This is a genomic window from Streptomyces sp. NRRL F-5135 (assembly GCF_000719775.1).
Taxonomy (GTDB): domain Bacteria; phylum Actinomycetota; class Actinomycetes; order Streptomycetales; family Streptomycetaceae; genus Streptomyces; species Streptomyces hebeiensis.
In genome coordinates, this window is the sequence record NZ_JOHR01000008.1 from 35,617 (window position 1) to 61,440 (window position 25,824).

Consider the following 25,824-nt stretch of genomic DNA (forward strand, 5'->3'; position numbering starts at 1 on the left):
GCGGAGCGGGTGTGCGAGGAGGCGGGGGCCGGGAGGCCGGAACGGGCGGAGGCTGGAAGGCCCGGAGCCCGGGGTCCGGAGCCCGGGCTCCGGTGCCCCGCGGCGGTGGCCGCGGGTGGCGGCTTCGATGGTCGCGGTGGCCGCGGCGGCCGCGCCGAGGTCCGGGGCGCCGGCTGTCGCCCTCGCCCCGGACCCGGCCCGTACTCGCTGCCGTCCCTCACCGTCGTCCCCCGCCCCTCGGTGGACCGGGCCGCGCAGGTCGTACGCGCTCGTTCGCGCGTCCGTCCGTACATGGTCGTGCCCGGCCCCCGGGGAGTCACGGCGCGGGGGTCACGGGGTGGTCTTGACCGTGATCTTGCCGTCCACGATCTCCTTCTTGGCCTTTTCCACGGCGGCGACGACATCCGTCAGCTTCGTGTACGCCGGGTTGGAGTCGGCCAGGCCGACGCCGTCCTTGTCCAGGCCGTAGCGGATCTCGCCGGTCTGCGGCTTGCCGTCCTGGACCGACTTGATCAGGTTGTAGACGGAGTCCGAGACGTCCTTGGTGACCGAGGTCAGGATCTGGTCCTTGTACGCGGCCAGGCCCTTCTGGGCGTACTGGTCGGAGTCGACGCCGATGGCCCACTTGCCGGCCTTCGAGGTGGCCTCGATCGAGCCGGAACCGGCCAGCCCGGCGGCCGCGTAGACGACGTCGGCCTTCTTGTCGAGCTGCCCCTGCGCGGCGGCCTTGCCGAGATCCGGCTTGGAGAAGCCGTCGAAGTTCGGCGGCTGGGTCAGGTACTGCGAGAGGACCTTGACCGAGGGGTCCGTCTCCTTGACGCCCTGCTCGAAGCCCGCCTGGAACTTCTTGATCAGCGGGGTCTCGACACCGCCGACGAAGCCGACGGTCTTGGTCTTGGTGACCTTGGCGGCGGCGACACCCGCGAGGTAGGAGCCCTGCTCCTCGTTGAACACCAGGTTGGCGATGTTCTTGCCGGTCACCGAGGCGTCGTCGATGATGCCGAAGGTGGTCTTCGGGAACTTCTCGGCCACCTTCTTGATCGCGGGCGCGTAGGCGAAGCCGACGCCTATCACCGGGTTGTTGCCGGCGCGCGCGAGCTCGGTCAGGCGCTGGACCTTGTCGGCGTCGGACTCCCCGTCGGAGGGCTCGGCGTCGTTGCCCTTGATCTTGAGGTCCTTCTCGGCCTTGGCCAGGCCCACGTAGGCGGCGTCGTTGAACGACTGGTCGCCCCGGCCGCCGACGTCGTACGCGATGGCGGCGCGGGACTCACCGGAGTCCGAAGCGGCGTCCGAGGACGACTTGTTGCCACACGCGGTGGCGGTGAGCGCGAGTGCCGCTGACGCGACGCCCACGGTCGCGATCCTGGTGATCCGGCGCAAGGGAGGCTCCTTCGACCTGGCCTAAGCGCCTCTTCTCGGCGCTGGTTACCGCGGCAGATCGTAACGCGCGTAGATGTCAGACAAAGCCCCCTACGGAAGCTGTTATCGGATCGTCGCGAACGGCGGGTGTCGTGGCGCCTTCCCGCTGATGACGAAGGCTATACGGAACGTTGCCGAGGGTGTCGTGTGTGCGACGGTGGCGTCGGGGCGGAGGGGCGATCGGGCGCGGCGGGACGGCGGCGGCACGGCCGCCCGGGGGCGGTCCGGGACGGTCGGGGCGGTCCGGCCCGGCCCCCGGGAGCCGGGCCGCCGGTGCGGACGGTGCCGGTGGCGGCGAGGGGCGGTGGCGGGTCGAGGCGACCGCGTACCGCCGCGGGCGGCTCGTCCCGGCCGGGTACCGCCCGCAGGGGGGTCGCCGAGCTACGCCGACGGGGTCGTGGCTCCGCCGTCCAGCAGCGCCGTGGCGGTGAACAGCTCCACGCCCACCTGGATCGCCCGTTCGTCCACGTCGAAGTCGCCCCGGTGCAGGTCGTAGCGGGCCCCGCTGCCGGGGGTGCGGACGCCGAGGCGTGCCATCGCGCCGGGCACCTGCTCCAGGTACCAGGAGAAGTCCTCGCCGCCGAGGCTCTGTTCGGTGTCCTCGACCGCGTACGAGCCGCGTCGGGCGGTCTGCGCGGCCCGGAGCAGCTCCGTGATCACCGGGTCGTTGACGACCGGCGGCACGCCGCGCACGTAGTTGATCTGCGTCTTCGCCTGGTACAGCGCGGCGACCTCGTCGATCGCGGCATGGACCAGGTCGGGGGCGTCGCGCCAGGCGGGCAGGTCCAGGCAGCGGACGGTGCCGGAGAGTTCGGCGTGCTGCGGGATGACGTTGCAGGCATGGCCGGATTCGATCCGTCCCCAGGTGACCGCGAGCCCGGAGCGCGCGTCGACGCGGCGGGCCAGCAGCGCGGGCACCTCGACGGCGACCTTCGCGGCGGCGGTGACCATGTCGGTGGTCAGATGCGGGCGCGCGGTGTGCCCGCCGGGGCCGTCGAGGGTGATTTCCAGCCGGTCGCAGGCGGAGGTGATCGGCCCCGGGCGCAGCCCGATCAGGCCCGCGTCCACGCGGGGGTCGCAGTGCACGGCGACGATCCGCCCCACCCCGTCCAGCACCCCGTCGGCGATCGCGTCGGGGGCGCCGCCGGGCAGAACCTCCTCGGCGGGCTGGAAGATGAGCCGGACGGCGTTCGGCAGCAGGCCCTGCCGGTCGAGCCCGGCGAGCACCAGCCCGGCGCCCAGAACGGCGGTGGTGTGGACGTCGTGCCCGCAGGCATGCGCCCGGTCGGGCACGGTGGAGCGGTACGGCACGCCCGTCTTGGTGTCCGGAATGGGCAGCGCGTCGATGTCGGCGCGGAGAGCCAGCATGGGCCGTACGCGGTCCCATTCCCCGATGTCACAGACGAGCCCGGTGCCGGTCCCGAGCACCCGCGGCCGGAGCCCGGCCTTCTCCAGCCGGTTCTTGAGGGCGGCGGTGACGCGGAACTCCTGGTTTCCGAGCTCCGGGTGCATGTGCATGTCCCGGCGAAAGGCGATCAGCTCCTCCCGCAGCGCGTCGGGCAGCACACCGGGCAGGGCGGCGGCTTCGCCGGAAAGGCGGTTTTCGGACTCTCGGGACATCAACTGGCTCACCTGTTGAAGGGTAGGCCCCTTCAATGATCAACCGCCTGTCGATCAACAAAATTTCAGCCACACAGGCGAAGAAACCTGCCCGCAACATGCATGACGCTCATTTCCAGCGGGTATAAAGGCCCAATTTTTCGGGGCGCACGCCCGCGCGCTCGGCCGGGCCTCGTGAACCGCTCCACGTCGTGAACCACCGCACCGTGCGGACCGTTCACGCGCGTGCGGACCGGTCAGAGATCGTCGGGCAGGATCCGGAAGTGCGTGTGCCTGCCACCCAGCGGCCTGACGGCCCGGAAGTCGCGGATGTCGCGGGTCAGGACGGCATCCGTGGCGTACTCGGCGGCCAGGGCCACGTTCACCGCGTCCACCAGGTCGAGATCGAGCGAGGCGTACCGGGTCCGCACGGACAGCGCGGCGTCCAGGATTGCCGGCGTGGGCGGGGCGAGAACCAGTCGCATCTGCCGTACGCGGGCCGTCAGCGAACGGACGATCCCGTCGGCGGCGAAACGCCCGGCTCTGCTGGTGGCGACCTGGTGCACCTCCGTCAGCGCGAGGGGTGCCGCGACCAGGAGGCCACAGGTGTCCGCGGCCTTTCTGGCACCGTCGTGCGCGGGGTCGGAACGGTTGAAGAGCGCGAGCAGGCCGGAGGTGTCGGCGATGACGATCACGCCGCGTGCCCACCGTGCCCGTCGCGTCCACCGTCAGGCGCCTTGTTCCGCCGCTGCCGCGCCTCGTAGCCCTCCGTGACCGCCGTACGGACGTCCTCCCCGGCGACGGGACCGCCGAGGTCGAACGTCTCCTCGTCCGCGACGAAGGGCTCGTCCCACACCCGATGCGCGAGAGCGATGCGGTGGATGCCCTCACGGATTATCTCGGCCTCCGGCACACCGAGACGGGCCGCGGCCTCCTTGATCAGGGCGAGGTCGTGGTCGTCGGCGTAGACATTGGTGCGCTTCAGGACCATGTATGGGATGGTACAGGACATGTACCACCCGGGTCGGCGCGAGCCCTCCGGGCCTGGAGCGCGCGGACGTGGGGCAGCGCTCGGGCGGGGCGGCGGGCGGGGGCGTCGGGCCGCTACATCCTTCGATGTAGGGGGACGGAGCGGGATCTCGTCTGCGCTCATGACGTACGCGGCCGGACGCGCCCGGACGATGAACGTATGACCGAGACTCTGTCCCCACCGGCTGCCGCGCCCGGCCGGGCCGGCCGGCTTCCCCTCCTCGACGTGGTGCGCGGCGTCGCGATCCTGGGCACGTTGATGACCAACGTCTGGATCTTCACCAGCCCCGGATCGGAAGGGTGGGTGCTGAACGGCGGCACGGAACCGGCGTCCTTCGCCTCGTTCCCGGAAGCGGCCGAAAGCATCATGCGCCTGCTGGCCAACGGGAAGTTCCTGTCGCTGCTGACGGTCCTGTTCGGCGTGGGACTCGCCATCCAGTACGCCTCGGCCGCCCGGCGCGGTGCCCCCTGGCCGGGCCGGTACCGGTGGCGGGCCCTGTTCCTGTTCGCCGAGGGGACGGCGCACTTCCTCCTCGTCTTCGCCTGGGACGTGCTGATGGGGTACGCGGTCACCGCGCTGGTGGTGGCCTGGCTGCTGACCCGGTCCGTGGCGGCCCAGCGTCGGGTGATGTGGTGCGCGGCGAGTCTCCACCTGACGCTGATCGCGCTGCTGACGGTCGCCCTGGCAGCCGCCCCGGCGCGGACCGGCGGGGACGGCGGGACCGCCGGGACCGCCGGGACCGTCCCGGACGAGTTGGCCGACCTGTACGCGCACGGCGGCTACCTGGAGCAGGTCGCGTTCCGGCTCGACAACGCGGTGGCCTTCCGCGTGGAGCCGGTGCTGACCTTCTTCCTGCTCGTCTTCCTGTTCCTGCTGGGCGTACGGCTCTTCCGGGCGGGCGCGTTCGGCGACGACGCCACCGGGCGCCGCATCCGCTCCCGGCTGCTGGTCCGGGGCCTGGGCCTCGGGCTCCCCCTCAGCGTCGCGGCTGCCCTGGGCGGTCCCGACCTGTTCCTCCTGGACCGTTACGTCGTCGGACCGCTGACCGCGCTCGGCTACCTCGGCCTGGTCGGCGCGCTGGTGGACCGGGTGCGCCGTCCGGGACCGGTGATGAACGGCCTGACGGCCGTCGGCAGGACCGCCCTGTCGGGCTACGTCCTGCAGAACGTGCTGTGCGTGTTCGTCGCGTACGGAATCGGCCTCGGCCTGGCCCACCGGCTCGGTGAGACCTGGCACCCGTGGTGGGTGATGGGCCTGTGGGCGGCGGTGAGCGCCGTGCTCATGGCCGGGGCGACGCTGTGGCTGCGCCGCTTCGGCACCGGCCCGCTGGAGTCGGTCCAGAAGTGGGCCCTACGGCGCTGAGACCGGGCCCGGGGCGCCGGGTGGATCCGGGACGCCGGGCGGATCACACCACCCGGACCGCCCGGACCGCTCGCGTCGTTCAGGCCGGTGACGGCAGCCGGGGCAGCCGGTGTACGTCGCGGGCCGTGCCCGTGACGCCGGAAAGGAAGCCCTGGGCCCGGGGAGAGGCCGTGTCCTTCAGCCACTCGGGGGCGATGTCGCAGACCGCGACCCGTACGCCCGTTCCCGCCAGGGCGAGCGGCAGGGTGTGGACCACCGTGGAGGGGAAGCTGACGATCGTGGAGCCGATCGGGCCCCGGCGAGCGATCACTTCCAGCGGGAGGTCCGGGCGGACGATCTCCAGGCCCGTCTCCGTGTGCAGCCGGTGCAGTTTGTCCACGTGCTCGCGGCGGTGCGCGAAGTAGCGCGTCGCGCCGTGCGCGCGGGCCAGGGTGGCGACCGCCTCCATGTACCGGTCCGCGTCGACCACGCCCGTCTCGACCAGCGAGGTGCCGACCAGGTCCGCGCCCTCCGTGATCCGGGGCGGCCCGAACGTGGCCCTCGTCCAGGCGAACCGGTTGGCCGTCACCTCGATGCCGGCCGGGACCTCCTCGACGGGCATCGAGGTGAACACCTCGACCGTGCGGGCCTCGGAGGGGACGAGCCGGCGCCGGGCCGCGGCGGTGACCGGGGCGAGGACCAGCTCTCTCGGGCCACGGCCCGCGGCCCGCCGGTGCCAGCGCACCAGCGGCTCGCCGCGGGCCACCTGCCCGATGAACTCCAGCGTCGCGGTGCCGTCGTCCACGACCGTCAGCTCCTTGCCGCTGACCAGGGTCAGCAGGAGCTGTACGTAGCGGGAGAACGGGTCGCCTATGACGATCCGGCCGGCCCCGCGCAACAGTGGCGCGAGTTCGCGCACCGTCCGCAGGGGCGCCCCCGCACCACCGCGCGCCTCCTGCCAGCGCACGGTGAAACCCTCGTCACGGGCCAGCTCCGCCATCCGCCGGAGCTGACCGCGCGACATGGGATCGGTGGGCGACAGCACGACGACGGTGAGGTCGTCGGCCGCCGTACGGCCGTCGGCCGCGGCGGGGCCGCCGGCCGCGGTGCCGGCCTCACCCGGCGCGGCGGCACCGGGTGCCGCCGACCGCGTCCACTCCAGCACGTTGAGCAGCTGGACCGGACTCTCCACGAAAGCGATCGCACGAGGGTGCGGGGAACGGTCCCCGCCGGCACCGGTCATGGCGTCAGACCGCCGCCGGCTCGGTGGACTGGGCGGCCTCGGCGACGACGCCCGGGACCCGGCGCAGCTTCTTCATCGGGCCCAGCTCCGACTCGTACACCTTCTTGACGCCGTCACCGAGGGACGCCTCGATGGTGCGGATGTCGCGGACGAGCCGCGCCAGGCCCTGCGGCTCGACCGAGGCGGCCTGGTCGGAGCCCCACATGGCGCGGTCGAGGGTGATGTGGCGCTCGACGAACGTGGCGCCGAGGGCGACCGCCGCGAGGGTGGTCTGGAGGCCGGTCTCGTGGCCGCTGTAGCCGATCGGCACGTTCGGGTACTCGGCCTGGAGCGTGTTGATCACGCGCAGGTTGAGCTCCTCGGCCTTGGCCGGGTAGGTGGACGTGGCGTGGCAGAGCAGGATGTTGTCGCTGCCGAGGACCTCGACCGCGTGCCGGATCTGCTTCGGCGTCGACATGCCGGTGGAGAGGATGACCGTCCGGCCCGTGGCGCGCAGCGCGCGCAGCAGGTCGTCGTCCGTGAGGGAGGCGGAGGCCACCTTGTGGGCCGGGACGTCGAACTTCTCCAGGAAGGCGACGGCCTCGGTGTCCCACGGGGAGGCGAACCAGTCGATGCCGCGCTTGCGGCAGTGCTCGTCGATGGAGCGGTACTCGTCCTCGCCGAACTCGACGCGGTGCCGGTAGTCGATGTACGTCATCCGGCCCCAGGGGGTGTCCCGCTCGATGTCCCACTGGTCGCGCGGGGTGCAGATCTCCGGCGTGCGCTTCTGGAACTTGACCGCGTCGCAGCCGGCGTCGGCGGCCACGTCGATGAGGGCCAGAGCGTTCTCCAGCTCACCGTTGTGGTTGATGCCGATCTCGCCCGTGACGTAGACGGGGCGGTTGGGGCCCGCGGTGCGGGTGCCGAGCGTACGCAGGCGAGAGGTGGCGTCGGTGCTCATGGAGCGTCCTTACGTGTTGAGGGTGGTGATTTGGGGGGTGATGAGGGTTGTGGGGTGGTGCGCTGTGGTGCGTGCGGTGCATGTGGTGCGTGCGGTGCGCGTCGTGCGCTGTGGTGCGTGCCGTGCGCGTGGTGCGTGTCGTACGCGTGGTGCGTGCCGTGCGCCTTGTCGCTATCGGGTGTGGTGCGCGTCGTGCGTGTGGTCCGCCGTGCGCGCGGGGGTGTGGTCGAGCCCGGGGCCCAGCAGCCAGCCGGCGATCTCGCGGATCGCCCCCTCGCCGCCCCGGGCTCCGGTGACGGCACGCGCCTGGGCGCGTACGGCGTCGTGGGCGCTCGCGACGGCCACGGGCCAGCCGACGAGGCCGAAGCAGGGGAGGTCGTTGACGTCGTTGCCCGCGTAGAGCACCCGCTCGGGGGCGATCCCGTGCTCGTCGCACCACTGCTTGAGCGCCAGGTCCTTGCGGTCGATGCCGTGCAGCACCGGCACCCGGAGCTTGCGGGCGCGGGCGGCGACGACGGGGTTCTGCTCGGTGGAGAGGATGAGCAGCTTCAGCCCGGAGCGGCGCAGCGCGGCGATGCCGAGGCCGTCGCCCCGGTGCACGGCGACCGTCTCCCGGCCGTCCGAGTCGACCATGACCCGGTCGTCCGTCTGGGTGCCGTCGAAGTCCAGGACGACGGCGTCGACGTCCTCGTACGAGGGCAGCACGGCGGGCTCCAGCAGCGGCGCCAGCGCGCGGGCGCGCGCCAGGTCGTGCGGGTCGTCGATCTCCAGGACCCGCGCCGGGTCGGTCGGTACGAGCGCGGTCCGGCCGAAGAAGCGGTGGCCCGCCGCCCGGAAGCCGTCGACGCGCATCGCGTACGCGGCGCCCGTCTCCAGGAACTCCTGGGGGCGGTCCTGGCGGCGCGGGCGGTTGGACTTGTCGTGGTTGACGCCGTACGCGTCGGCCGTGTCCGCCGGGGCGTCCTCCCGGCGCCAGAGGAAGCCGTGCGTGGGGGCGACGGTGTGCGCCGAGTCCGCGCCGCCGTCCGTGACGGCGCCCGCGACGCCGTCCACGTCCTCGGCCGTGATGAACGGGCTGGTGCACTGCACGAGCAGGACGACCTCGGCCTCCACCCCGCGCATCGCTTCGTACGCGTCCATGGCGTGCAGCACGGCGGCCTCGCTGGTCGCGGTGTCGCCCGCGATCGCGGCGGGGCGCAGGACGACCTCGGCACCGGCGGACCGGGCGGCGTCCGCGATCGCCGCGTCGTCCGTCGAGACGACGACATCGGTGACGCGCCGGGCCGCCAGGCAGGCGCGTACGGCCCGGACGACGAGCGGGACGCCGCCGACGGGGGCGAGGTTCTTGGCGGGGACGCCCTTGGATCCGCCGCGTGCGGGGATCACCGCGAGGACGGTCATCGGAACTCCTTGATGGGCGGCTCGGACAGGTGTGCGGGACGGGAGGACGGCGCTCGGTCGGCGGACGGCGCGCGGTGCGCGAGCCCGGACGACGGCGCTCGGTGCGCGAGCGGCGCGTTCACAGCTCCCCCATCCGCCGGATCACCGGCGCCACGCGCTGCACGCCGTGCCGGTACGCGCCGCGCGCCGCGCCCCGTACCGCCTCGCGCACCACCCGCCGGATCCCGCTCGGCTCGCTCTCCGCCGGCCGGGTCGTCAGCGGTGTTCCGTCCGCCGCCAGGTGGTAGCGGGCCAGCAGCCCCGGCAGGTAGCCGGGCGCGGTGGTGGCCGTGTAGTACGGGCTGACGGGCGGCGGTTCCGGCCCGTCGAGCAGCTTCGTCACCCGCTCGCGGGCCTGGTCGAACGCCGTGGCGTACGAGCCGTCCGGCGCGACGCCCTGCCGCGCGGCCCAGACCGGGTCCGGGCTCGGCATGCCCCCGCCGTCCAGCTCGTCCCACGAGGCCAGGCAGCCGGAGCCGAGGAAGTGGTGGTTGCCCAGCGGTTCGCGGATCCCGAAGTCGGTGAGGATCGCGGTCGGGATCCCCCGGTGCAGGGACTCCAGCGCGGCCGTCGAGGAGACGGTGACCAGCAGGTCGGTGCGGTCCAGGACCTCGCCCATGTTCCCGTACACCAGACGGAAGTTGGGCGGCGGTCCGCCGGGGACCTTCTCGACCAGCCGCTGGTAGGGGAACTCCTCCACGTGGGTGGTGTGTTCGCCGACTTTGCTGCGCAGCTTCAGCAGCACCTCGCGGTGCGGGTGCAGCCGGGCGTGCTCGACCAGGCGGCGCACCAGGTACGTACGGTCCGCGCGGGTGACCGGCACGGACGGCTGGGCGGCGAAGACGACGGTCTCCCGGCCGGCCTCGGGAGCGTACGGCGCGCCGCCGAGGAACGGCAGCGCGGCCTCGGTCACCGAGGACGCGTCGGCGCCCACCCCCTCGTACACCGCGCGGAAACGCTCCGCGTCGTAACGGGAGTTGGCGAGGACGACGTCCGCGCCGTGCCTCAGCAGCAGCCCGTCGGAGAGCTTCTCGTAGACCACCCCCACATACCCGGTGACGATGACGGGCCGGTGCTCCAGGCGCAGGGCGGCCGTCCCGTGCAGCATCGCCTGGACGGCGCCGCCGACGAGGGCGAGCACGACCAGGTCGTACGCCCGGTCGCTCTCCGCCTGATCGCTCAGTGTGCGCAGGAACGCCGTACCGGTCACCTCGCGCAGGGTGTCGGCCTCCGCGCCGACCTCCTCGAGCTGTCGTGCGGTGGGGGTGGCTCGTCCGCGCAGCAGGTATCCGCTGAGCTCTACGGGGCGGTCGTCCGGGGCGATCCGGCGCGCGGTGAGCGCGCCCCATTTCCACCGGGTGTCGGAGTCGGCGAGCACGGCGACCCGGACCGCTTGACGGTTGCGTGATGGCACGTCCAGGACGCTAGAAAGCCATTTCGTTTTGCGGCCCAACTCAATGGCAATAAAGGGTTAACAGAATGCCTACGAATGGCGTCGCACCTCGGGAAACGGCTCCACGGCGCCCTCGGCTCGGCGTCCGGCACCCCTTCCCGGAGGCGCCTGGAGGGGCCTGGAGGAGGTGTGGAGAGGGCCGGCGGCACCGCCTCGCGGGCCGATTCACCGTCCCGCCATTCTTCGTTCACCTGTCATGCGCCCGGACGTCAGGGCGAAGGACTGGCCACCCCATAGCGTCACCCGTGTGGTCAAGCTCTCCGTCGTCGTGCCGTTCTACAACGTGCAGACATACGCCCTAGAAACCCTGAGAAGTCTCCGCGCGAACAGCCGGAAGGACTTCGAGTTCCTGTTGGTCGACGACTGTTCGACCGACGGCACCCCGGAGATCCTGGAACGCGCGGCGCGTGACCTGCCGGGCGCGGTCGTGCTCAGACACGAGAAGAACGGCGGCCTGGCCACCGCGCGCAACACCGGCCTGGACGCGGCACGCGGGGAGTACCTCACCTTCCTCGACGGGGACGACTGGGTGGCACCCGGCTACTTCGCGGAACTGCTCGCCGCCATCGAGACGCTGGGCTGCGACTTCGTACGCACCGACCACGTCCAGTTCACGGACAACGCGCGCACGGTCCAGCGCGTGCCGGTCGGCCGGCGCGGGCAGGTACTGCGGCCCCGGGACGCGATACTGCCGGTGGACCGCTCCACGTCCGTCGACTACGCGTACGCCTGGGCCGGCGCCTACCACCGGCGCCTGGTCGACCGGGGGCTGCTGCACTTCAAGGACGGGCTGCGGACCGCCGAGGACCGCCCCTGGATCTGGCGGCTGCACCGGGAGGCGGAGTCGTTCGCGGCGCTCGGGCTGCACGGTGTCTTCTACCGGCGCGGCGTGGTCTCCTCGCTCACCCAGATCGGTGACGTACGGCAGCTCGACTTCATCCGGGCCTTCGACCAGGTGCTGGCGGAGACCGCGGCCGACCCCGAGGCCGACCGGCTGCTGCCCAAGGCGGTACGGACCTACTGCGCGGTCATGGCTCATCACTTGGAATCCATCGAGAGGATGGAACCGGCAGTGGCACGGAAACTCCGCTCCCTGAGTTCGGCCGCGCTCAGGCGCATGCCGTCGGACATCCTGGCGCAGACGCTCGACGGGCTGGGCACGCGCCGGGCCGGCCAGCTGCGCCGGGTGCGCCGCCGGCCCGCCGCCCGCTCGGCGGAGGTCCAGGTCTGATGACGACGAACGATCTCTTCTCCGCGTCCTCCTCCGCCGTGTCCTCCCCGGCTTCCTCCTCCATCCAGCTGTTCTTCGCGTGCACGCAGTACGCCGCGGCCACCGTGACCGCGGCGCTCCGGGCCGGCCTGTTCGGCTCGCGGGCGGATCACCGGCGGATCCTGGTGGTCAGCGACGTCTCGGCCTCGCCCGAACTGGGCACGCCGCTCGACGCCCGGCCCGGGTGCGAGCGGCTGCTGCCGGACTTCGACGAGGTCCGCTCGTGGAACGACTTCATCCGGCCGTTCCACCCGGCGGGCTGGTCCCCGCGCGAGCAGGACGCCCCCCTGTGGCAGCGGGCCGTGCGCGAGGCGTGGAACCTGGGCGACGGGCCGGTGGAGATCGCCTGCGAGTCCATCCAGGCCAATCCGTCCCAGGCCGTGGCGACGATCTTCAGCGAGAGCCCGATCCACATCTACGCGGACGGCCTGATGAGCTACGGCCCCACGCGGTCCAAGCTGCACCCGCTGATCGGCTCCCGCGTCGAGCGGCTGCTCCACCTGGACCTGGTGCCGGGCCTGGAGCCACTGCTGCTGACCGAGTTCGGCGTGGCACCGGAGATCATCCCGACGGACGTCTTCGTCAAGGTGCTCGCGGAACTCGCCGACGCGGCGGACGCGGCCGATGCGGCGGGTACGGCCGGGGGCTCGGCGGGCAGTACCGGTGGTACGGGCGCGGACGGCGAGCGGCCCGCCCTGCTGCTCGGCCAGTACCTCTCCCGGCTCGGCATCCTCACCCCGGCCGAGGAGGAGGAACTGCATGTGGAGATGGTCCGGGGCGCCGTCGCGCGCGGGCACCGGAACGTCGTGTTCAAGCCGCACCCGTCGGCACCCGACCAGTGGTCGCGCCGGCTGGAAGGGGAGGCCGAACAGCTCGGCGCCCGGCTGACCGTGCACGCGGAACCGTCCCTCGCCGAGGTGCTCTACCAGCGTCTGGACCCGGCCCTCGTCGTCGCCTGCTTCTCCACGGCCCTGCTCACGGCGTCGGCCTTCTACGACCTGCCGGTGGCCCGGGTCGGTACGGAACTGCTCCTGGAACGGCTCTCGCCGTACCAGAACAGCAACCGCGTGCCGGTGACGATCGTCGACGCGCTGCTGCCGCCGCTGGACCCCGAGGCGGCGACGGCGCACCGGCCGGACGAGCGGATCGCGGAACTGGTGGCGGCGGTGGGCTTCGCGATGCAGCCGCAGATCTACCCGGAGCTGCGGCCCACGGCGGAGAACTACCTGGCGCACCACCTGGACCGCCGTACCTGGCGCTACTTCAAGCGCCGCCGCCTCACCGCGCTCGCCCTCCCGGGCGCGGTGCCGGCACAGCTGGCGTTCATCCCGCGCAACGCGACGGTCCGCAGGGTCGCCCGGCGCGCGCGCTCGCTGAAGAAGGCGACGCTAGGCTGATCATCTGGACCTGGACGGTCGCCGAGGGCCGGTCGTCCGGCGGGACGGCCGGGGACAGGTAGGCGCGCACGTCGTCCCGGCCCGGGAGCCGGGGCAGCCGTACGGCCCGCCAGCCCCGGGCGTACGCCGGCGGCCGGTCGTCCCCCTCCACCACGACGGCCACCGGCCGCTCGCGCGCGAGGGCGGCGATCCCGGCCGGGGTGATGCTGCCGTCGTGCCCGCCGACCTGCCGTGACGCGCAGCCCGCGCGGTGGGCGACCCGGACGGCCTCCTCACCGATCACGACGCACGGCGCGCGCACGCCCAGCCGGTTCAGCTCCGCCGCCGCCCGGCCGAACTCGGCCGCGCTGACCCGGCCGCGCCTGACGGCGGAGTCGAGGACGGCGTACTGGACCGCCAGATGCGCGACCAGCGCCAGCGCGAGGGCGGACACGGCCAGGGCTTCCCGGACGGACCTCCGCGGGCCCGCCGTCCCCGCGAGCCGCTGTACGTGCCACTGGAGGAGCCGCCGGCCGCGTCGCTGTGCGAGGCCCCGCACGATCCAGGCCATGCACAGCGCCACGGGCAGCGCGAGCAGCGCGTACATGGGCAGCAGGAAGCGCGGCGCGGCGTAGCCGATCAGCAGCAGGTACTGCACACCGAGCGAGAGCCCGACCAGGGCGGGCAACAGGACCACGGGCAACCGCCGCAGGCGGGCCGCGACCAGGATGCCGCCCAGGGTGAACAGCGGCAGGGCGAAGAACCACACGGCGGTGACGGGCCTGCGCCAGGGCACGTCACAGGGGCGGCACAGCAACCGGCCGTCGAGCGAGCGCACCTGGTCGTCGACCGCGAGGTTCCAGCCGAGGCCCCCCTGGATCTCTCCGGCCCGGCGCAGCCGGGCGACGGGACCGCCGTACTGCCCGTACGCCTCGGCCACCCACTGCGCCCAGCCCAGCGCGGCGCCCACCACGAGGACGAGCAGCAGGGCCGGGCGCCGCCAGCGGCGGACGAACAGCGAGGCGGCGGTGAGCGGCAGGGCGAGCCAGAGCGCGTCGACGGGGCGCATGAGCCCGACGAAGGCCACCCCGGCGCCGAGCCCGAGGAGGGCGGCGGGCAGGCCGGACCGTCCGTGCGGGCCGGACCGCACGGACGGTCCGGCCTGTGCCGTGTTCGCGAGCATCGAGAGTTGTACGGCGCGCAGGAAACAGCCGACCGCGAAGAGCGAGCCGAAGGCGACCCACAGGTTCGGCATGACCTGCGGACCGTAGAGCAGCGTGATCCACAGCCCGGCGAACAGCGCGCTCGCCAGGGCGAGTACGGGCTCGGGACACAGCCGCCGCCATGCCCGGAACGCGAGGAAGAGCCCGAGGCCCGACAGCAGCGCGAGGTAGATCCGCAGGGCAATGACGGACGGGGTCAGGAGGGTCACCGGCGCGATGAGGTACGTGATGCCCCTGGCGCGCGGCGCACTGAAGAAGGCGGGGTCGACGCCCGGGCTGACCTGGGTGACGTACACCGTCTCGTCCCAGCCGAGCCCGGTGCCGGGAACGACGAGGACGAGCTGGAGCAGCGTGTACGCACAGGCGACCGTGCCGAGCGGCCCGGGCAGGCGCCCGGGGCCGACTCCGAACGCGGGCCCCGGCCCGGTCCGGCGGCCGAGGCCACGGCGCGGGCCGGGCCGGGAGCGTATGCCCTGCGGACCGGACGACCCCGCGCCCGCCGAGGTCTGTGTCATGTGCACCACGCTGCGTCCGGGGCGGCCGGGGGGCCATCGGGGTACGGCAGTCGGGTGAACGGGCGGGGCGGGGCGGGGCGGGCCGGGGCGGGCCCGGAGGCCCTGGAGAACCCAGGGCCCCTGGAGCGTAGGAGCCCGCCGTACACCGTCAGGCGTATTCCGGTCGGACGTTCACCGGTCAGGAGTGCACCGGTCGGATCACCAGGTGACCGGGAGCCGGGCGGGCGTGATCGCCATCCGGTTGGGCTGCCAGGGCACCTCCTCCACCGGGACGGCGAGGCGAAGACCGGGCAGGCGGTCGAGGAGCACGCGGAAAGCGGTATCGGACTGCCGGCGGACCAGGTGGGCGCCGGGACAGTGGTGGCGGCCGTAGCCGAAGCGCAGGTGGGGATTGGGAGCGCGGCCGGGGTCGAAGGTGTCGGCGTCGGCGAACGCGGCGGGGTCGAAGTTGGCCGCGTCCAGGGAGAGCAGGATCAGGTCACCGGCCTCGACCGCGACGGAACCGAGCGTGGTGTCCTGGGTGACGAAGCGCGGGATGGCGTTGCCCAGGACGACCCCGCACCGCAGCAGCTCTTCCACGCACTGCGGCATCGTCTCCGGGCGGGCGCGCAGCGACTCGACGGCCTCCGGGTGGCGCAGGAGGTTCAGCGCCGCCACTCCCAGGAAGCCCGCGAAGTCCTCGTAGCCGCTGACGAAGAGAACGGCGACGATGTTGGACAACTGACGTTCCGTCAGCGGCTCCCCGGTCGGACCCTGTTCCGTCAGTCCCTGCCGTTCGGCGTTGAGGTCGGCGAGACGGTCCACCAGACCGCGTGGCCGGCCGGGCCGGCGGGCGGCCAGGTAAGCCGCCATGTAGGCGCGGAGCTCTTCCCAGTTATGGGCGAGTTCCTCGTCCGAGTACGTCACCATGGTCAGGTCCACGTCGGCACGCGCGGCGAGCCACTCGCGGTCCTCGAAGGGCAGGCCGAGCGCCCGGCAGAGGCACTGGGCGGCGACCCACTCCGCGAAATGGTGTTGCAGGTCCCCCGGGGCCCCTTGCCGGACCATCGTGTCCAGGCCCTCCCGAGTGACCTCGGCGACCCAGTCGGCGGGCAGTTCGGGCTGGTTGCGGCCGAGGGCCCGGAGCACCTCGTCGCGGAGTCCGGCCCGCTGGAGGTGGTTCATGGCGTCCAGCAGTTCGGGGGCCAGGACGGGCGCGTCCTGTTGGGGGCTGTCGGTCTCGGCCAGCACGGAGCGCGCGAAGGAGCGGTCCCGGAGGACGTCCCGCGCCAGTTCGTAGCCAGTGACCAGCCATGCCTCGCCGCCGGAGTTGGTGCTGACCCGGGCCACGGGACAGCGGGTCCGCAGCTCGGTCAGCTCGGGGGCGAGGCGGTCGCCGTCGGTGCTGAAGGGGTAGTGGGGAAGCGGCGCGTCCCCGGCCGAGGTGTCGTCGGTCGGGTGCGGGTGCGGTGCGGTCACGGTGTGCGGATCTCTTTTTCCGAGGGTTGCTGAGGTGCTTCGCACTGCTTCTGCGTCGCTCAGTGCGAATGTGGACGTGTGGGCCGGCCGTACGGGAGTCACCAGCGCACCGGCAGCCGCGCCGGAGCGCGCAGCGGAGTGGACTCGTCCCAGGGAAGGGAGTCCGCCGGTTCCGCCAGCTCCAGCGCGGGCAGCCGTTCCAGCAGGACCTGGATCGCGGTGGCCAGTTGCAGGCGCGTCAGGTGTCCGCCGGTGCAGGCGTGCGGTCCGTGGCCGAACGCGACGTGCGGGTTGGGGGCGCGGGTCAGGTCGAGACGGTCGGGGTCGGTGAACGCCTCGGAGTCGCGATTGGCGGACGCCGGTACGGGGACGACGGCGTCGCCGGCCCGGATGCGCTGTCCGTGGAGGGTGAAGTCCTCTTGGGCGACGAGGATGTTGATGGCGTTCATGAGCGGTACGTGGCGCAGCAGTTCGTCCACGGCGGGACCGACGCGGTCCGGCGCGTCGCGCAGTCCGCGCATCTCTTCGGGGTGGGTGAGCAGGGTGAGCAGGGCGTTGCCGGTGTGCTGCATGTTCGTCTTGTAGCCGGCCATGAGCATGGTGACGACGAAACTGATGACGTCGTCCCGGGTCAGCTCGCTCCCCGGCCGTCCGCTCTCCGCCAGGAGCAGCCGTACGTAGTCCCCCTCCCCCTCGCGTCCCTCCGCCTCGCCTCCCTCGTGAGGCCCGTCCTCCCGTTCCTTGCGGGAGATGAGCGCCGCCGCGTAGTCCTGCAGCGCGTACAAGGCCGCCAGTGCCTCCTCCATCGGCAGCGCGGCGGCGCTCAGCAGGGTGAGCGTGTGGGGCAGGTACACGTCGCGGTCCTCGTACGGCAGCCCGACGGCCTCGCACAACACGCGCAGCGGCAGGGGCTCCACGTACGCGGCGACCAGGTCCGCCGAGCGCCCCTCGGCCCCCGCCACCATCGAGTCGATCAGTTCCTCCGCCATGGCGCGGATACGGGGCACCATGAATCCCAGCCGCCGGCGGCCGAACAGCGGCAGCACGGCGCGGCGCACGCGCTCGTGGTGCCGTCCCGTCATCTCCAGGAACGTCGGCAGGCACGGGGGCGGCGCGTCGGCGCCCTCTCGGGGCGGCCACGCCGACAGCAGGGGCCGGATGAGCCGGGGGTCGGCGAAGGCCGCGCGTACGTCCTCGTAGCGGCTGAGGAGCCAGCCGGTCTCGCCGTTGGGCAACAGCGCCTTGGCGACGGGCTGTTCGTGCCGCAGCCGGGCATAGGCGCACGGGGGCCCGGCGGTGCCCGGCGGCACGGCCGGGACGGGGATGACGGTGTGCAGGTCGCTCATACTGTGTTCTCGCTTGACGGGTGTAACCGGCGTGACGGGCATGACGATTCGGGGCGCGCGGCGGAGGGCCGCGCCCCGGCGGAACGGCGTCACGGCGGGCGCGGTGCGGCCCGGGGCGAATGAGTGTCCGGGGGTCCCGGGGATCAGCGGACCGGCGCGCTTCCCCGCCCCGTCCGGAAGTGTCCGGCTCCCCGTGTCCCGCCCCCATGCCCCGGCCAACGACCCACGGCGGCAAAGGAAACGACGCACGAGCCCACGCCGGAGAGCGAACGTCGGAGCCGGCGTCGGCGGATCGGCGCGATCGCCCGTACGGGCTACACGGGCGGCCCGAACGGGCTACGCGGGCGGTCCGTCGGAGTGGGCGTCCGGAAGGACGGAGGCGGCCCGGTCCAGCACCCGGGCGGTCACCCGGGGATCGTCGAACGTGAGCCTCCCGGTGTGCAGGCGGTCGTGCCCGTACCTGATCCTGCCCAGCTCGGTGGTGCGGTCGATCTCCAGCGCCCAGGAGACATCGGGGAGGTCGAGCGTTCCGGGCTTGGGCACGCTCCGGGCGCCCCACCCCACGCAGATGAGCCAGCAGGCCTCGGCGAACGGGTTGCTCTCGGCGCCGTCGCCGTCTTCTTCGCCGCTGTCGCCGCCGCTGTCGCCGTCGCTGCTGCCGCCGCCGTACAGCCGAGCCGGCTCGTGTCGCGCGGCCACGTCCATCAGCGAGAGATCCACCACCCCGGGGACGGGGATCTGGCCGACGACGGCGGTGGTGCCGTACCACCCGGTGGCGGTGTACCCGAGCAGGGCGTAACGGTCGGGCCACCCGTACAGGAAGGGGAAGGCGGTCACCCTGCCCCGACCGGTCAGCGTGCGTGCCACGGCCATTCCTTTCGTCGCGACGCGGTCAGCCGGGTCGATCCGCGCTGTTAACGCAACCGGGGACACAAAAGACGCTCGACGCCCTCGCCCGGCGCCCTCGGTCGCCGCCGGGTCGCACTGAACCACGGCGCCGGGGCACGACAGCCCCGACGTCGCACTCGCGTGCCCAAGGTCACCGGCATGGCCCGGAAAGCCGACCGCTGTCAATCAACTCCGGCGCGTATCGCCGACGGACCGGGGCCGGCGTGCCGCATCTCGCGGGGGCACACCCCGAAGCGCTGTCGGAAGGCCGTGCTGAGCGCGCTCGAGGAGGCGAACCCCGACGTGTACGCCAGCTCCGTGATCGTCATATGCCGGTACGCGGGCACCCGCAGCCGGTCCCGTACCAACCGCAGCCGCTCCTCGCGGATCAGCTCGCGGGGGGTCGTCCCGGCATGCCGCAGGGCCAGCTGCACCTGGCGCAGCGACCAGCCCAGCGCCCGCGCCATGGTGGCGCCGGTCAGGTCGGGGTCGGCAGCGTGCTCGCGGGCGTACCGGCGGACCGCCCTCTCCACGTCGGCCAGATGGCCCGGTGCGGTGGGGCGGTCGTCGCCCGCGGCGAGCATGCACAACAGCTCGACCAGCCGGTCCGCCACCGCGTCGAACTGGACGCGGGTGAGGATGTCGCGCTCCTCATGCAGGCCGGTCAGTATGGCGCCCACCACCCGGCCCAGGCCGGAGGTCAGGTCCAGGCCCATGGCGAGCGGCGACGCCCGGTTCAATCGCCCGTTCACCTCCTGAGCTGGGATCGACATGATGAACGCCCGCGTGAAGGCGTCCTGCAGGATCTCGAACGGTGCGGCGAACGTGAGCAGACACCCGGCACCCGGCACCAGCCGTAACTCCTGGTCGTCCTGTCGCAGCACCAGCTCTCCGGCGACCGGTAACAGTAAGCGGTAGTCCTCGTCCGGGTCGTGCCGCACCTGGTCGGCGGTCCGGGTGTACGTGATCGTGTCCGACCACCACGTGACGAGCTGATAGGTGTCAGTGCGCTGGCGGACCGTGCCCGCATGAAAGTCGTCGGTGTGCGGGTAGCCGTAGTGCATCCGGCATTGATACGACGTCACGCGCTCGCTCCAGAAGTCGGCACGCTCACGCGATGGCACGTCCTGGGTTGTCACCGAATCCACAACGTAGGTTCCCAAGGTCATCGAAGCCCCCCTTCACCGCGGCCTTCTCACAGCGTGCCTGTCCAGAGTCGGCTCCGCTGCTCACGGCATGAGGCCCTCCGGGCGGTGCCGCGAAGTTTAGTGGCTGGCGGCACGGTCTGGGTGGCTTGCGCCATATGCGATGCAATAGGCACCTGCGTGCCGTGACCTCACTGTTGCGCACTGCGACAACTTCCTTACGCGCGAGCGCAATTCCGGCGCGCGGTCCCGTCCTACGGTCGGTCACAGGATCCGCTGTCGCCACGGCGAGGCGGGTCCCCACCGACCGAGGTGGGCCGGGCCACGCGACCGACCCACCTGGGGGAGGAACCCGTGGGCCTCATCCAGAGGCCCGAGTACTTGACCGAGGATCAAGATGGCAAGCGAGAAACCGACCCAGGACCTGCGTGAGCGCCACCGGACATCCCGAGCCATCCTGAGCCGCCCGGTGGCCCGTAGGACCTGGGGGCTGACGGTGGCCGCAGGGGTCGCGGGAGCGAGCGTGGGAGTCTTCGGAGCCGGCCCCGCGGCCGCGGACCCGGCACCGCTCGAACTGCGTTACACGTGCTCGGTTCCGGGGGTCTTCGAGCGGTCAGGCACGGTAAGGATCGACGCGAACGTCCCGAAGTCGGCCGCGGTCGGCAAGCCCACCCCGACATTCGTCATCCGTGCGGCGGTGCCGGTGAACGCGGCTGACGCGAGAGGGCTGCGCGACGCCGGTATCAGGACCATCGAGGGCACCGTGAAGGCGAAGGTCCGCGTGACGGCGCAGGATGAGGTCATCAACCGCACAGTGCCGTTCCACGTGGTCAGCACCAACGTCCCGGCGTCCGGAGCGTTCTCGGTCAAGGCGACCGGCACCGCGCCGAGGCTCACCTTCAACCGGCCGGGCAGCGCGAAAGTCAGCGTCGGTGACCTCGTCCTGCGCGTCACCGCGAGGGGGGCCCTCACGGTCGAGCTCGACGTGCCGTGCAAGCTCAAAGCGGGGCAGAACAACGTCTTGGCGTCGTTCGACATCGCCAGGACGGGAACGAGGACCGTGCCGGCCCCGTCCGAGGCGACTGATACGGCCGCCTCCGGCACCGCTGGGTCGCGGAACCCGAGCGAAGGGGCAAAGGCCGGCGCGACCACGGAAGACTCGGCCGATCTCTCCGGCAGCATGGCCACGACTGGCAGCCAGGGCACCAGGAGTCTGATCCCGGCGGCCGCGGGATCCGTTGTCCTGGGCGCCATTGCCGTGGCCGCCGCCTTCCGCTTCCGCTCACGCCGCAGCAGGTGACCGGGGCGAACCCTGCCACCGCACGTCACACGCGGTGGGGATGGTGGCCGCTGACGGTGCTGGCCGTGGGGGCGGCGGTCACCCTGGCGGTCCGGGCGGGAACCGGGGACGTGGACCCGGGCGGGCTGGTGGTCGGGCTGGCCGGCCTGTTGCTCGCGGCAGCGGGCCTCCATCAGGCGAGGCACCCGGCCGGGCAGGTCATCGACACCGTCGCACTGGCCGCCGACCTCGCCGACCGTGTCAGGAAACGCGAGGAGAAGGCACATCAGCAACTCCTCGGCGGCCGCGAAAGCACCATCAGCGTCGAGTTCACCTTCGTACCCTCCCCCGCCCACCACGCCGCGGGTGCGGCCCCCCACGGCACGTTGGAAGACGTCGCCACCTACTACCACGCTCTCCGGCTCGGCCGCCTCGTCATCACCGGCGCACCCGGAGCCGGCAAAACCGTACTCGCGCTCCACCTCATGCTGCTTCTCCTCGCCGACCGGGCACCGGGCGGCCCCGTTCCCGTACGCCTGTCGTTGTCCACCTTCGACCCCAGCCGGAACGAGCTCGACGACTGGCTCACCGACCAGCTCATCCGCGCCCACCGGCTACACCCCACCGAGGCGACCGCCCTTGTCACCGCCCGGCTGATCATCCCCGTGCTCGACGGGCTCGACGAGATGGACGCCGGCGAGACTCCCGGGTACGGCTCCCGCGCCGCGGACGCTCTGGAGGCCATGAACCGCTACGTCCACGGCACCGTCAAGGGCCGGCTCGTCCTCACCTGCCGCAGCGACCCCTACGTCGCACTCGAAGGCGCGAATGTGTGGGCAGAGGACGCCGCCCGTATCGAGATCGCATCCATCGGCCCGGCCGCCATCGAGGCGTTCGTCACCGCCCGCGCCCGCAACCCGGCGCGCTGGCAACCCGTCCTGAACACACTCCGCAACGACCCGGCCGGTCCGCTGGCCCAGGGCCTGTCCACACCGTGGCGGCTGACCATGGCCCTTGTCGTCTACGACGAACGCGACCCAGGCGCCGACGGGGCCCGTGATCCCGCGGAGCTCCTGGGGCCCACCCTGCGGACCCCCGAGCAGATCGGAGACCACCTGCTGAACCTGTTCATCCTCGCCGCTGTCCCGACGGATGGCACAGCGGCGCCCTACACCCAGCGGCAGGTACGCACCTGGCTGACCGTCCTCGCCCGCTACCTGCACGCCAACACCACCAGCGGCCGCGACGTGGCCGGACGGCGTCTGTCGGGCACCGACCTCGTCCTCCACGAACTGTGGCCGCTCACCGGCCCCCGCCGCGCCCGCACCGTCCACGCCCTGCTGACCGTCGCGGTCTGGGCCACCGCCGACCTCTCCGCCGGCCTGCTCGACGGCTGGGACGTGTACGCGATGAACGTGACGCTCATGGTGGTGGCCGGTCTTCTCCTGGCGCTCCCTCCCTGGCCCGTGCCGTCTCGGCTGGAACGCGCAACCGCCGCGACCCGCGCCGGAAGACACCAGCTCGTGAACGGGCTGGTGGGTGGGCTCTTCTGGGGAGGGCTCGTCGTCATGGTCGACGTCGGGGATGTCATGGGACCGGTGACCGGGCTCGTCTACGGATCGGTGCTCGGGCTCGCCGGTGGAGCGATGGTCGGAGTCGGGCTGGCGGGTGTGCTCTCGGACACGCCGGACGTTCGCAGGTCCCACGGGAACGCGTCGCCGCGCCGCATGGTGCGCGACGACCTCGTGACCGGGTTCGCGACCGGCCTCGTGGTCGGGCTCGGGTTCGTCCCCTACTACTGGTTCGCCCTGAGCCCCCTGCTCTCGCTCGGGGCAGTACTGATCTACATGCTTCTGTTCGGTCTCGGCGGCGGGCGTGCGCTCGCTCTCCTCTACAACCGCCTGTTCAGATGTGGTTACCGGGGCGCGTTCGACACGCTGTTCAGGCCCTGGCGTGCCTTCGGCCCCCTGCTCAGGACCGGCGCCGGCCCAGGTCTCGGCGCCGCGGGTGTCCGCTACATCGCTTTCCTGCTCTGCACCCGCCGCTGGTGGTCCAGCCAACCGCTGCCCTGGCGCCTCGGCCGTTTTCTCGACTGGTGCTGCGACGCGGGTCTGATGCGCACCGCCGGAATCGCCTACCAGTTCCGCCACCGCGAACTCCAGGACTTCCTCATCCGCGGCGACATCCACCACGATCCGCCGGACCACCCCGCGTCCGGTCAGACAACACGCCCCTGAGCGTGCGTCACGCGCTGCTGAGGGTCAGCTTCACCGCGAAGCCCAGGAACAGCGCGCCCGCCGCCGTCGTCGCACCCGCCGAGAGGCGCTTGCGGCGGCGGAAGGCGGCGGCGAGGCGGGTGCCGCCGAATATCAGGGCGGAGAGGTAGAGCGCGCTTGCGGCGTTGGCGAGGGCGCCCAGCAGGACGAAGGAGAGAGCCGGGTGGGCGTAGGCCGGATCGACGAACTGCACGAAGAAGGAAATGAAGAAGAGGATCGCCTTCGGGTTGAACAGGCTTATCACCAGGGCGCGGCGGTACGGGCGCTCCGTGGTCGGCCGGCCTTCGGCAGCCCGGTGGGCATCGGTGCCGGCGGCTTCGGCGGCCGCCCCGGCGGTGATCGCGGCGGTACTTTCAGCGATGGGCGCGGTCTCCTTGCGGTCGTGCCGCTCGCGCCACAGTGCCCATGCCGCGCGCAGCATCCCGATCGCCAGCCAGGTCAGATAGCCCGCGCCCGCGTACTTCACGATGCCGAACAGCAGCGGGTTGCCCTTGAGCAGGGACGCGACGCCGGCGGCCGAGCAGACCATCAGGACCGTGTCGCCGCACCAGACGCCGGCGGCGGCCCGGTACCCCGCCTTGACTCCCCCGCGGGCGGCGACCGAGAGCACGTAGAGGGAGTTCGGCCCCGGCAACAGAACGATCAGCGCCAGACCGACCAGGTAGGTCGGAAGATCAGTGACACCCAACATATGGCGGAGTGTCGCACATGCGACCGACATCACCTTCCGGGTGTCCGACCGCCGGACGATCACCGGACGATCACGGGATTGGGGAACTCGGGGCACCGGGCACCGGGCTCCGGACTCGAAGCCCCGGACCCGGTCCCGGGGGCTCCGGGGGCGCTTCAGAATTGCTCTCTCGGCTCGTACGTCCCCCACACCTCCCTCAGCGCGTCACACACCTCCCCCACCGTCGCCCGCGCCGCCAGCGCCGCCTTCATCGGGTACAGCACATTGCCCGTCCCCCGCGCCGCCTCCCTCAGCCCCGCCAGCGCGTCCGCCACCGCCCCGCCGTCGCGCTCCGCGCGCAGCCGGGCCAGGCGGGCCTTCTGGCGGGTCTCGATCGCGGGGTCCAGGCGCAGCGGCTCGTACGGTTCCTCCTCGTCCAGTACGAAGCGGTTGACGCCGACGACCACCCGGTCCCCCCGCTCGGTCTCCCGGGCCACGGTGTACGCGGCGCGCTCGATCTCCGCCTTCTGGAAACCCCGTTCGATCGCACCGACCGCCCCGCCCAGCTCCTCGACCCGCGTCATCAGCACGGTCGCCGCCGCCTCCACCTCGTCCGTCATCGTCTCGACCGCGTACGAGCCGGCGAGCGGGTCGACGGTCGCGGTGACGTCCGTCTCGTGCGCCAGGATCTGCTGCGTACGGAGCGCGAGGCGGGCCGCCCTGTCGGTCGGGAGGGCGATCGCCTCGTCGAAGGAGTTGGTGTGCAGCGACTGGGTGCCGCCGAGGACGGCCGCCAGCGCCTGCACCGCCACCCGTACGAGATTGGCCTCCGGCTGCTGCGCGGTCAGCTGCACGCCGGCCGTCTGCGTGTGGAAGCGCAGCATCAGCGACCTGGGACGGCGCGCGCCGAACTCGTCCCGCATCACCCTGGCCCAGATCCGCCGCGCGGCACGGAACTTGGCCACCTCTTCGAGCAGCGTCGTCCGTGCCACGAAGAAGAAGGACAGGCGCGGCGCGAACTCGTCCACGTCCATTCCCGCGGCGACCGCCGCCCGTACGTAGGCGATGGCGTCGGCGAGCGTGAACGCGATCTCCTGCACGGGCGAGGCCCCGGCCTCCGCCATGTGGTAGCCGGAGACCGAGATGGTGTTCCACCGGGGGATCTCCGCACGGCAGTAGCGGAAGATGTCCGCGGTCAGCCGGAGCGAGGGTTCCGGAGGGTAGATGTACGTGCCGCGCGCGATGTACTCCTTGAGGACGTCGTTCTGGACGGTCCCGGACAGCCGTTCGGCCGGGATCCCCCGCTCCTCGGCCACCAGTTGGTACAGCAGCAGCAGTACGGCCGCCGGTGCGTTGATCGTCATCGACGTGGAGACCCGGTCGAGCGGAATCCCGCCGAACAGCTCCCGCATGTCGTCGAGCGAGTCGACCGCCACCCCCACCCTGCCGACCTCACCGCCCGCGAGCGGCGCGTCGCTGTCGTACCCCATCTGGGTCGGCAGGTCGAAGGCGACGGACAGGCCCGTCGTGCCGTGCGCGATCAGCCGCCGGTAGCGGGCGTTGGACTCGGCGGCGGTGCCGAAGCCCGCGTACTGCCGCATCGTCCAGGGCCGGCCGGTGTACATCGTGGGGTGGATTCCGCGGGTGAAGGGGTACGCGCCCGGTTCGCCGAGCCGTTCGGCGGGATCCCAGGCCGCCAGCGCGTCCGGTCCGTACACCGGTTCGATGGGCAACCCGCTCTCGGTGAGCCTGACACGCCCGGGGCCCTGCACCATGTGTCGTCCGCCTCCTACCGCGCCGCCGTCACCTGCCATTACCGTATCGGCACGGACGGTTACCCGACGTTACGGCGTCAGTCGACGGGAGATGCGGAGTGCGCGGAGTGCGCGGAGCGCGCGTCAGAGGTGCGAGCC

The 25,824-nt window shown here is 72.4% G+C and carries 20 protein-coding genes; 5 read left to right on the plus strand and 15 right to left on the minus strand.

Features of this window, described 5'->3' with window-relative positions:
* Positions 1–330: 330 nt before the first annotated feature.
* The 4 genes from IG02_RS0115185 to IG02_RS0115200 form a co-directional block, all read right to left on the minus strand.
* Positions 331–1,380 (minus strand): BMP family lipoprotein, encoded by a 1,050-nt coding sequence (locus IG02_RS0115185; protein WP_030747018.1) that lies wholly within the window; start codon positions 1,378–1,380, stop codon positions 331–333.
* A gap of 420 nt (positions 1,381–1,800) precedes the next feature.
* Positions 1,801–3,039, minus strand: coding sequence for an amidohydrolase (locus IG02_RS0115190; RefSeq protein ID WP_030747020.1), 1,239 nt, complete (start codon positions 3,037–3,039; stop codon positions 1,801–1,803).
* Positions 3,040–3,275: 236 nt separating this feature from the next.
* Positions 3,276–3,713, minus strand: a complete 438-nt coding sequence (locus IG02_RS0115195) for a type II toxin-antitoxin system VapC family toxin (protein WP_030747022.1) — start codon at positions 3,711–3,713, stop codon at positions 3,276–3,278.
* On the minus strand, positions 3,710–4,009 hold the full coding sequence (locus IG02_RS0115200) for a CopG family transcriptional regulator (protein ID WP_051765063.1): 300 nt from the start codon (positions 4,007–4,009) through the stop codon (positions 3,710–3,712). Before IG02_RS0115200 ends, IG02_RS0115195 begins: the two co-directional genes overlap by 4 nt.
* A gap of 198 nt (positions 4,010–4,207) precedes the next feature.
* Here IG02_RS0115200 and IG02_RS0115205 point away from each other — a divergent pair, with 198 nt between their 5' ends.
* Positions 4,208–5,410: a DUF418 domain-containing protein gene (locus IG02_RS0115205; protein ID WP_030747026.1), complete on the plus strand. Its 1,203-nt coding sequence runs from the start codon at positions 4,208–4,210 to the stop codon at positions 5,408–5,410.
* 79 nt (positions 5,411–5,489) lie between these two features.
* On the opposite strand, the gene IG02_RS0115210 is transcribed toward IG02_RS0115205, so the two are convergent.
* From IG02_RS0115210 to IG02_RS0115225, 4 genes are all read right to left on the minus strand, one after another.
* The gene (locus IG02_RS0115210) at positions 5,490–6,632 is read right to left on the minus strand and encodes a hypothetical protein (protein WP_030747029.1); all 1,143 of its coding nucleotides are present in this window, start codon (positions 6,630–6,632) and stop codon (positions 5,490–5,492) included.
* A 4-nt stretch (positions 6,633–6,636) separates the two neighbouring features.
* On the minus strand, positions 6,637–7,572 hold the full coding sequence (locus tag IG02_RS0115215; RefSeq protein ID WP_030747031.1) for an N-acetylneuraminate synthase family protein: 936 nt from the start codon (positions 7,570–7,572) through the stop codon (positions 6,637–6,639).
* A gap of 171 nt (positions 7,573–7,743) precedes the next feature.
* Entirely contained in the window at positions 7,744–8,973 is a 1,230-nt protein-coding gene (locus IG02_RS0115220; protein ID WP_051765064.1) for an acylneuraminate cytidylyltransferase, read from the minus strand.
* Positions 8,974–9,091: 118 nt separating this feature from the next.
* On the minus strand, positions 9,092–10,426 hold the full coding sequence (locus IG02_RS0115225) for a DUF6716 putative glycosyltransferase (RefSeq protein ID WP_420707751.1): 1,335 nt from the start codon (positions 10,424–10,426) through the stop codon (positions 9,092–9,094).
* 286 nt (positions 10,427–10,712) lie between these two features.
* Here IG02_RS0115225 and IG02_RS0115230 point away from each other — a divergent pair, with 286 nt between their 5' ends.
* Together IG02_RS0115230 and IG02_RS0115235 are read left to right on the plus strand one after the other, a co-directional pair.
* Positions 10,713–11,696, plus strand: a complete 984-nt coding sequence (locus tag IG02_RS0115230) for a glycosyltransferase family 2 protein (protein ID WP_030747041.1) — start codon at positions 10,713–10,715, stop codon at positions 11,694–11,696.
* Positions 11,696–13,132, plus strand: a complete 1,437-nt coding sequence (locus IG02_RS0115235; protein ID WP_051765066.1) for a polysialyltransferase family glycosyltransferase — start codon at positions 11,696–11,698, stop codon at positions 13,130–13,132. The genes IG02_RS0115230 and IG02_RS0115235 overlap by 1 nt, the downstream gene beginning before the upstream one ends.
* Here IG02_RS0115235 and IG02_RS0115240 read toward each other — a convergent pair.
* From IG02_RS0115240 to IG02_RS0115260, 5 genes are all read right to left on the minus strand, one after another.
* Entirely contained in the window at positions 13,059–14,849 is a 1,791-nt protein-coding gene (locus tag IG02_RS0115240; protein WP_199814025.1) for a hypothetical protein, read from the minus strand. The genes IG02_RS0115235 and IG02_RS0115240 overlap by 74 nt on opposite strands.
* Positions 14,850–15,047: 198 nt before the next feature.
* On the minus strand, positions 15,048–16,307 hold the full coding sequence (locus IG02_RS0115245) for a cytochrome P450 (RefSeq protein ID WP_030747049.1): 1,260 nt from the start codon (positions 16,305–16,307) through the stop codon (positions 15,048–15,050).
* Positions 16,308–16,405: 98 nt separating this feature from the next.
* On the minus strand, positions 16,406–17,653 hold the full coding sequence (locus IG02_RS0115250) for a cytochrome P450 (protein ID WP_030747052.1): 1,248 nt from the start codon (positions 17,651–17,653) through the stop codon (positions 16,406–16,408).
* A 336-nt stretch (positions 17,654–17,989) separates the two neighbouring features.
* The gene (locus tag IG02_RS37800; protein ID WP_199814026.1) at positions 17,990–18,520 is read right to left on the minus strand and encodes a hypothetical protein; all 531 of its coding nucleotides are present in this window, start codon (positions 18,518–18,520) and stop codon (positions 17,990–17,992) included.
* 203 nt (positions 18,521–18,723) lie between these two features.
* Positions 18,724–19,626 (minus strand): AraC family transcriptional regulator, encoded by a 903-nt coding sequence (locus IG02_RS0115260; protein ID WP_324604731.1) that lies wholly within the window; start codon positions 19,624–19,626, stop codon positions 18,724–18,726.
* 457 nt (positions 19,627–20,083) lie between these two features.
* On the opposite strand from IG02_RS0115260, the gene IG02_RS0115265 reads away from it, so the two are divergent.
* Together IG02_RS0115265 and IG02_RS0115270 are read left to right on the plus strand one after the other, a co-directional pair.
* A complete protein-coding gene (locus tag IG02_RS0115265) occupies positions 20,084–20,986 on the plus strand; it encodes a DUF6801 domain-containing protein (protein WP_158712297.1) in 903 nt (300 codons plus the stop codon).
* Complete coding sequence (locus tag IG02_RS0115270; RefSeq protein WP_078854502.1) at positions 20,983–23,202, plus strand: NACHT domain-containing protein; 2,220 nt, start codon at positions 20,983–20,985, stop codon at positions 23,200–23,202. The genes IG02_RS0115265 and IG02_RS0115270 overlap by 4 nt, the downstream gene beginning before the upstream one ends.
* A gap of 7 nt (positions 23,203–23,209) precedes the next feature.
* On the opposite strand, the gene leuE is transcribed toward IG02_RS0115270, so the two are convergent.
* Together leuE and IG02_RS0115280 are read right to left on the minus strand one after the other, a co-directional pair.
* Complete coding sequence (gene leuE, locus IG02_RS0115275; protein ID WP_030747067.1) at positions 23,210–23,932, minus strand: leucine efflux protein LeuE; 723 nt, start codon at positions 23,930–23,932, stop codon at positions 23,210–23,212.
* 155 nt (positions 23,933–24,087) lie between these two features.
* Positions 24,088–25,686, minus strand: a complete 1,599-nt coding sequence (locus IG02_RS0115280; RefSeq protein ID WP_030747070.1) for an acyl-CoA mutase large subunit family protein — start codon at positions 25,684–25,686, stop codon at positions 24,088–24,090.
* Between the last annotated feature and the right edge of the window lie 138 nt (positions 25,687–25,824).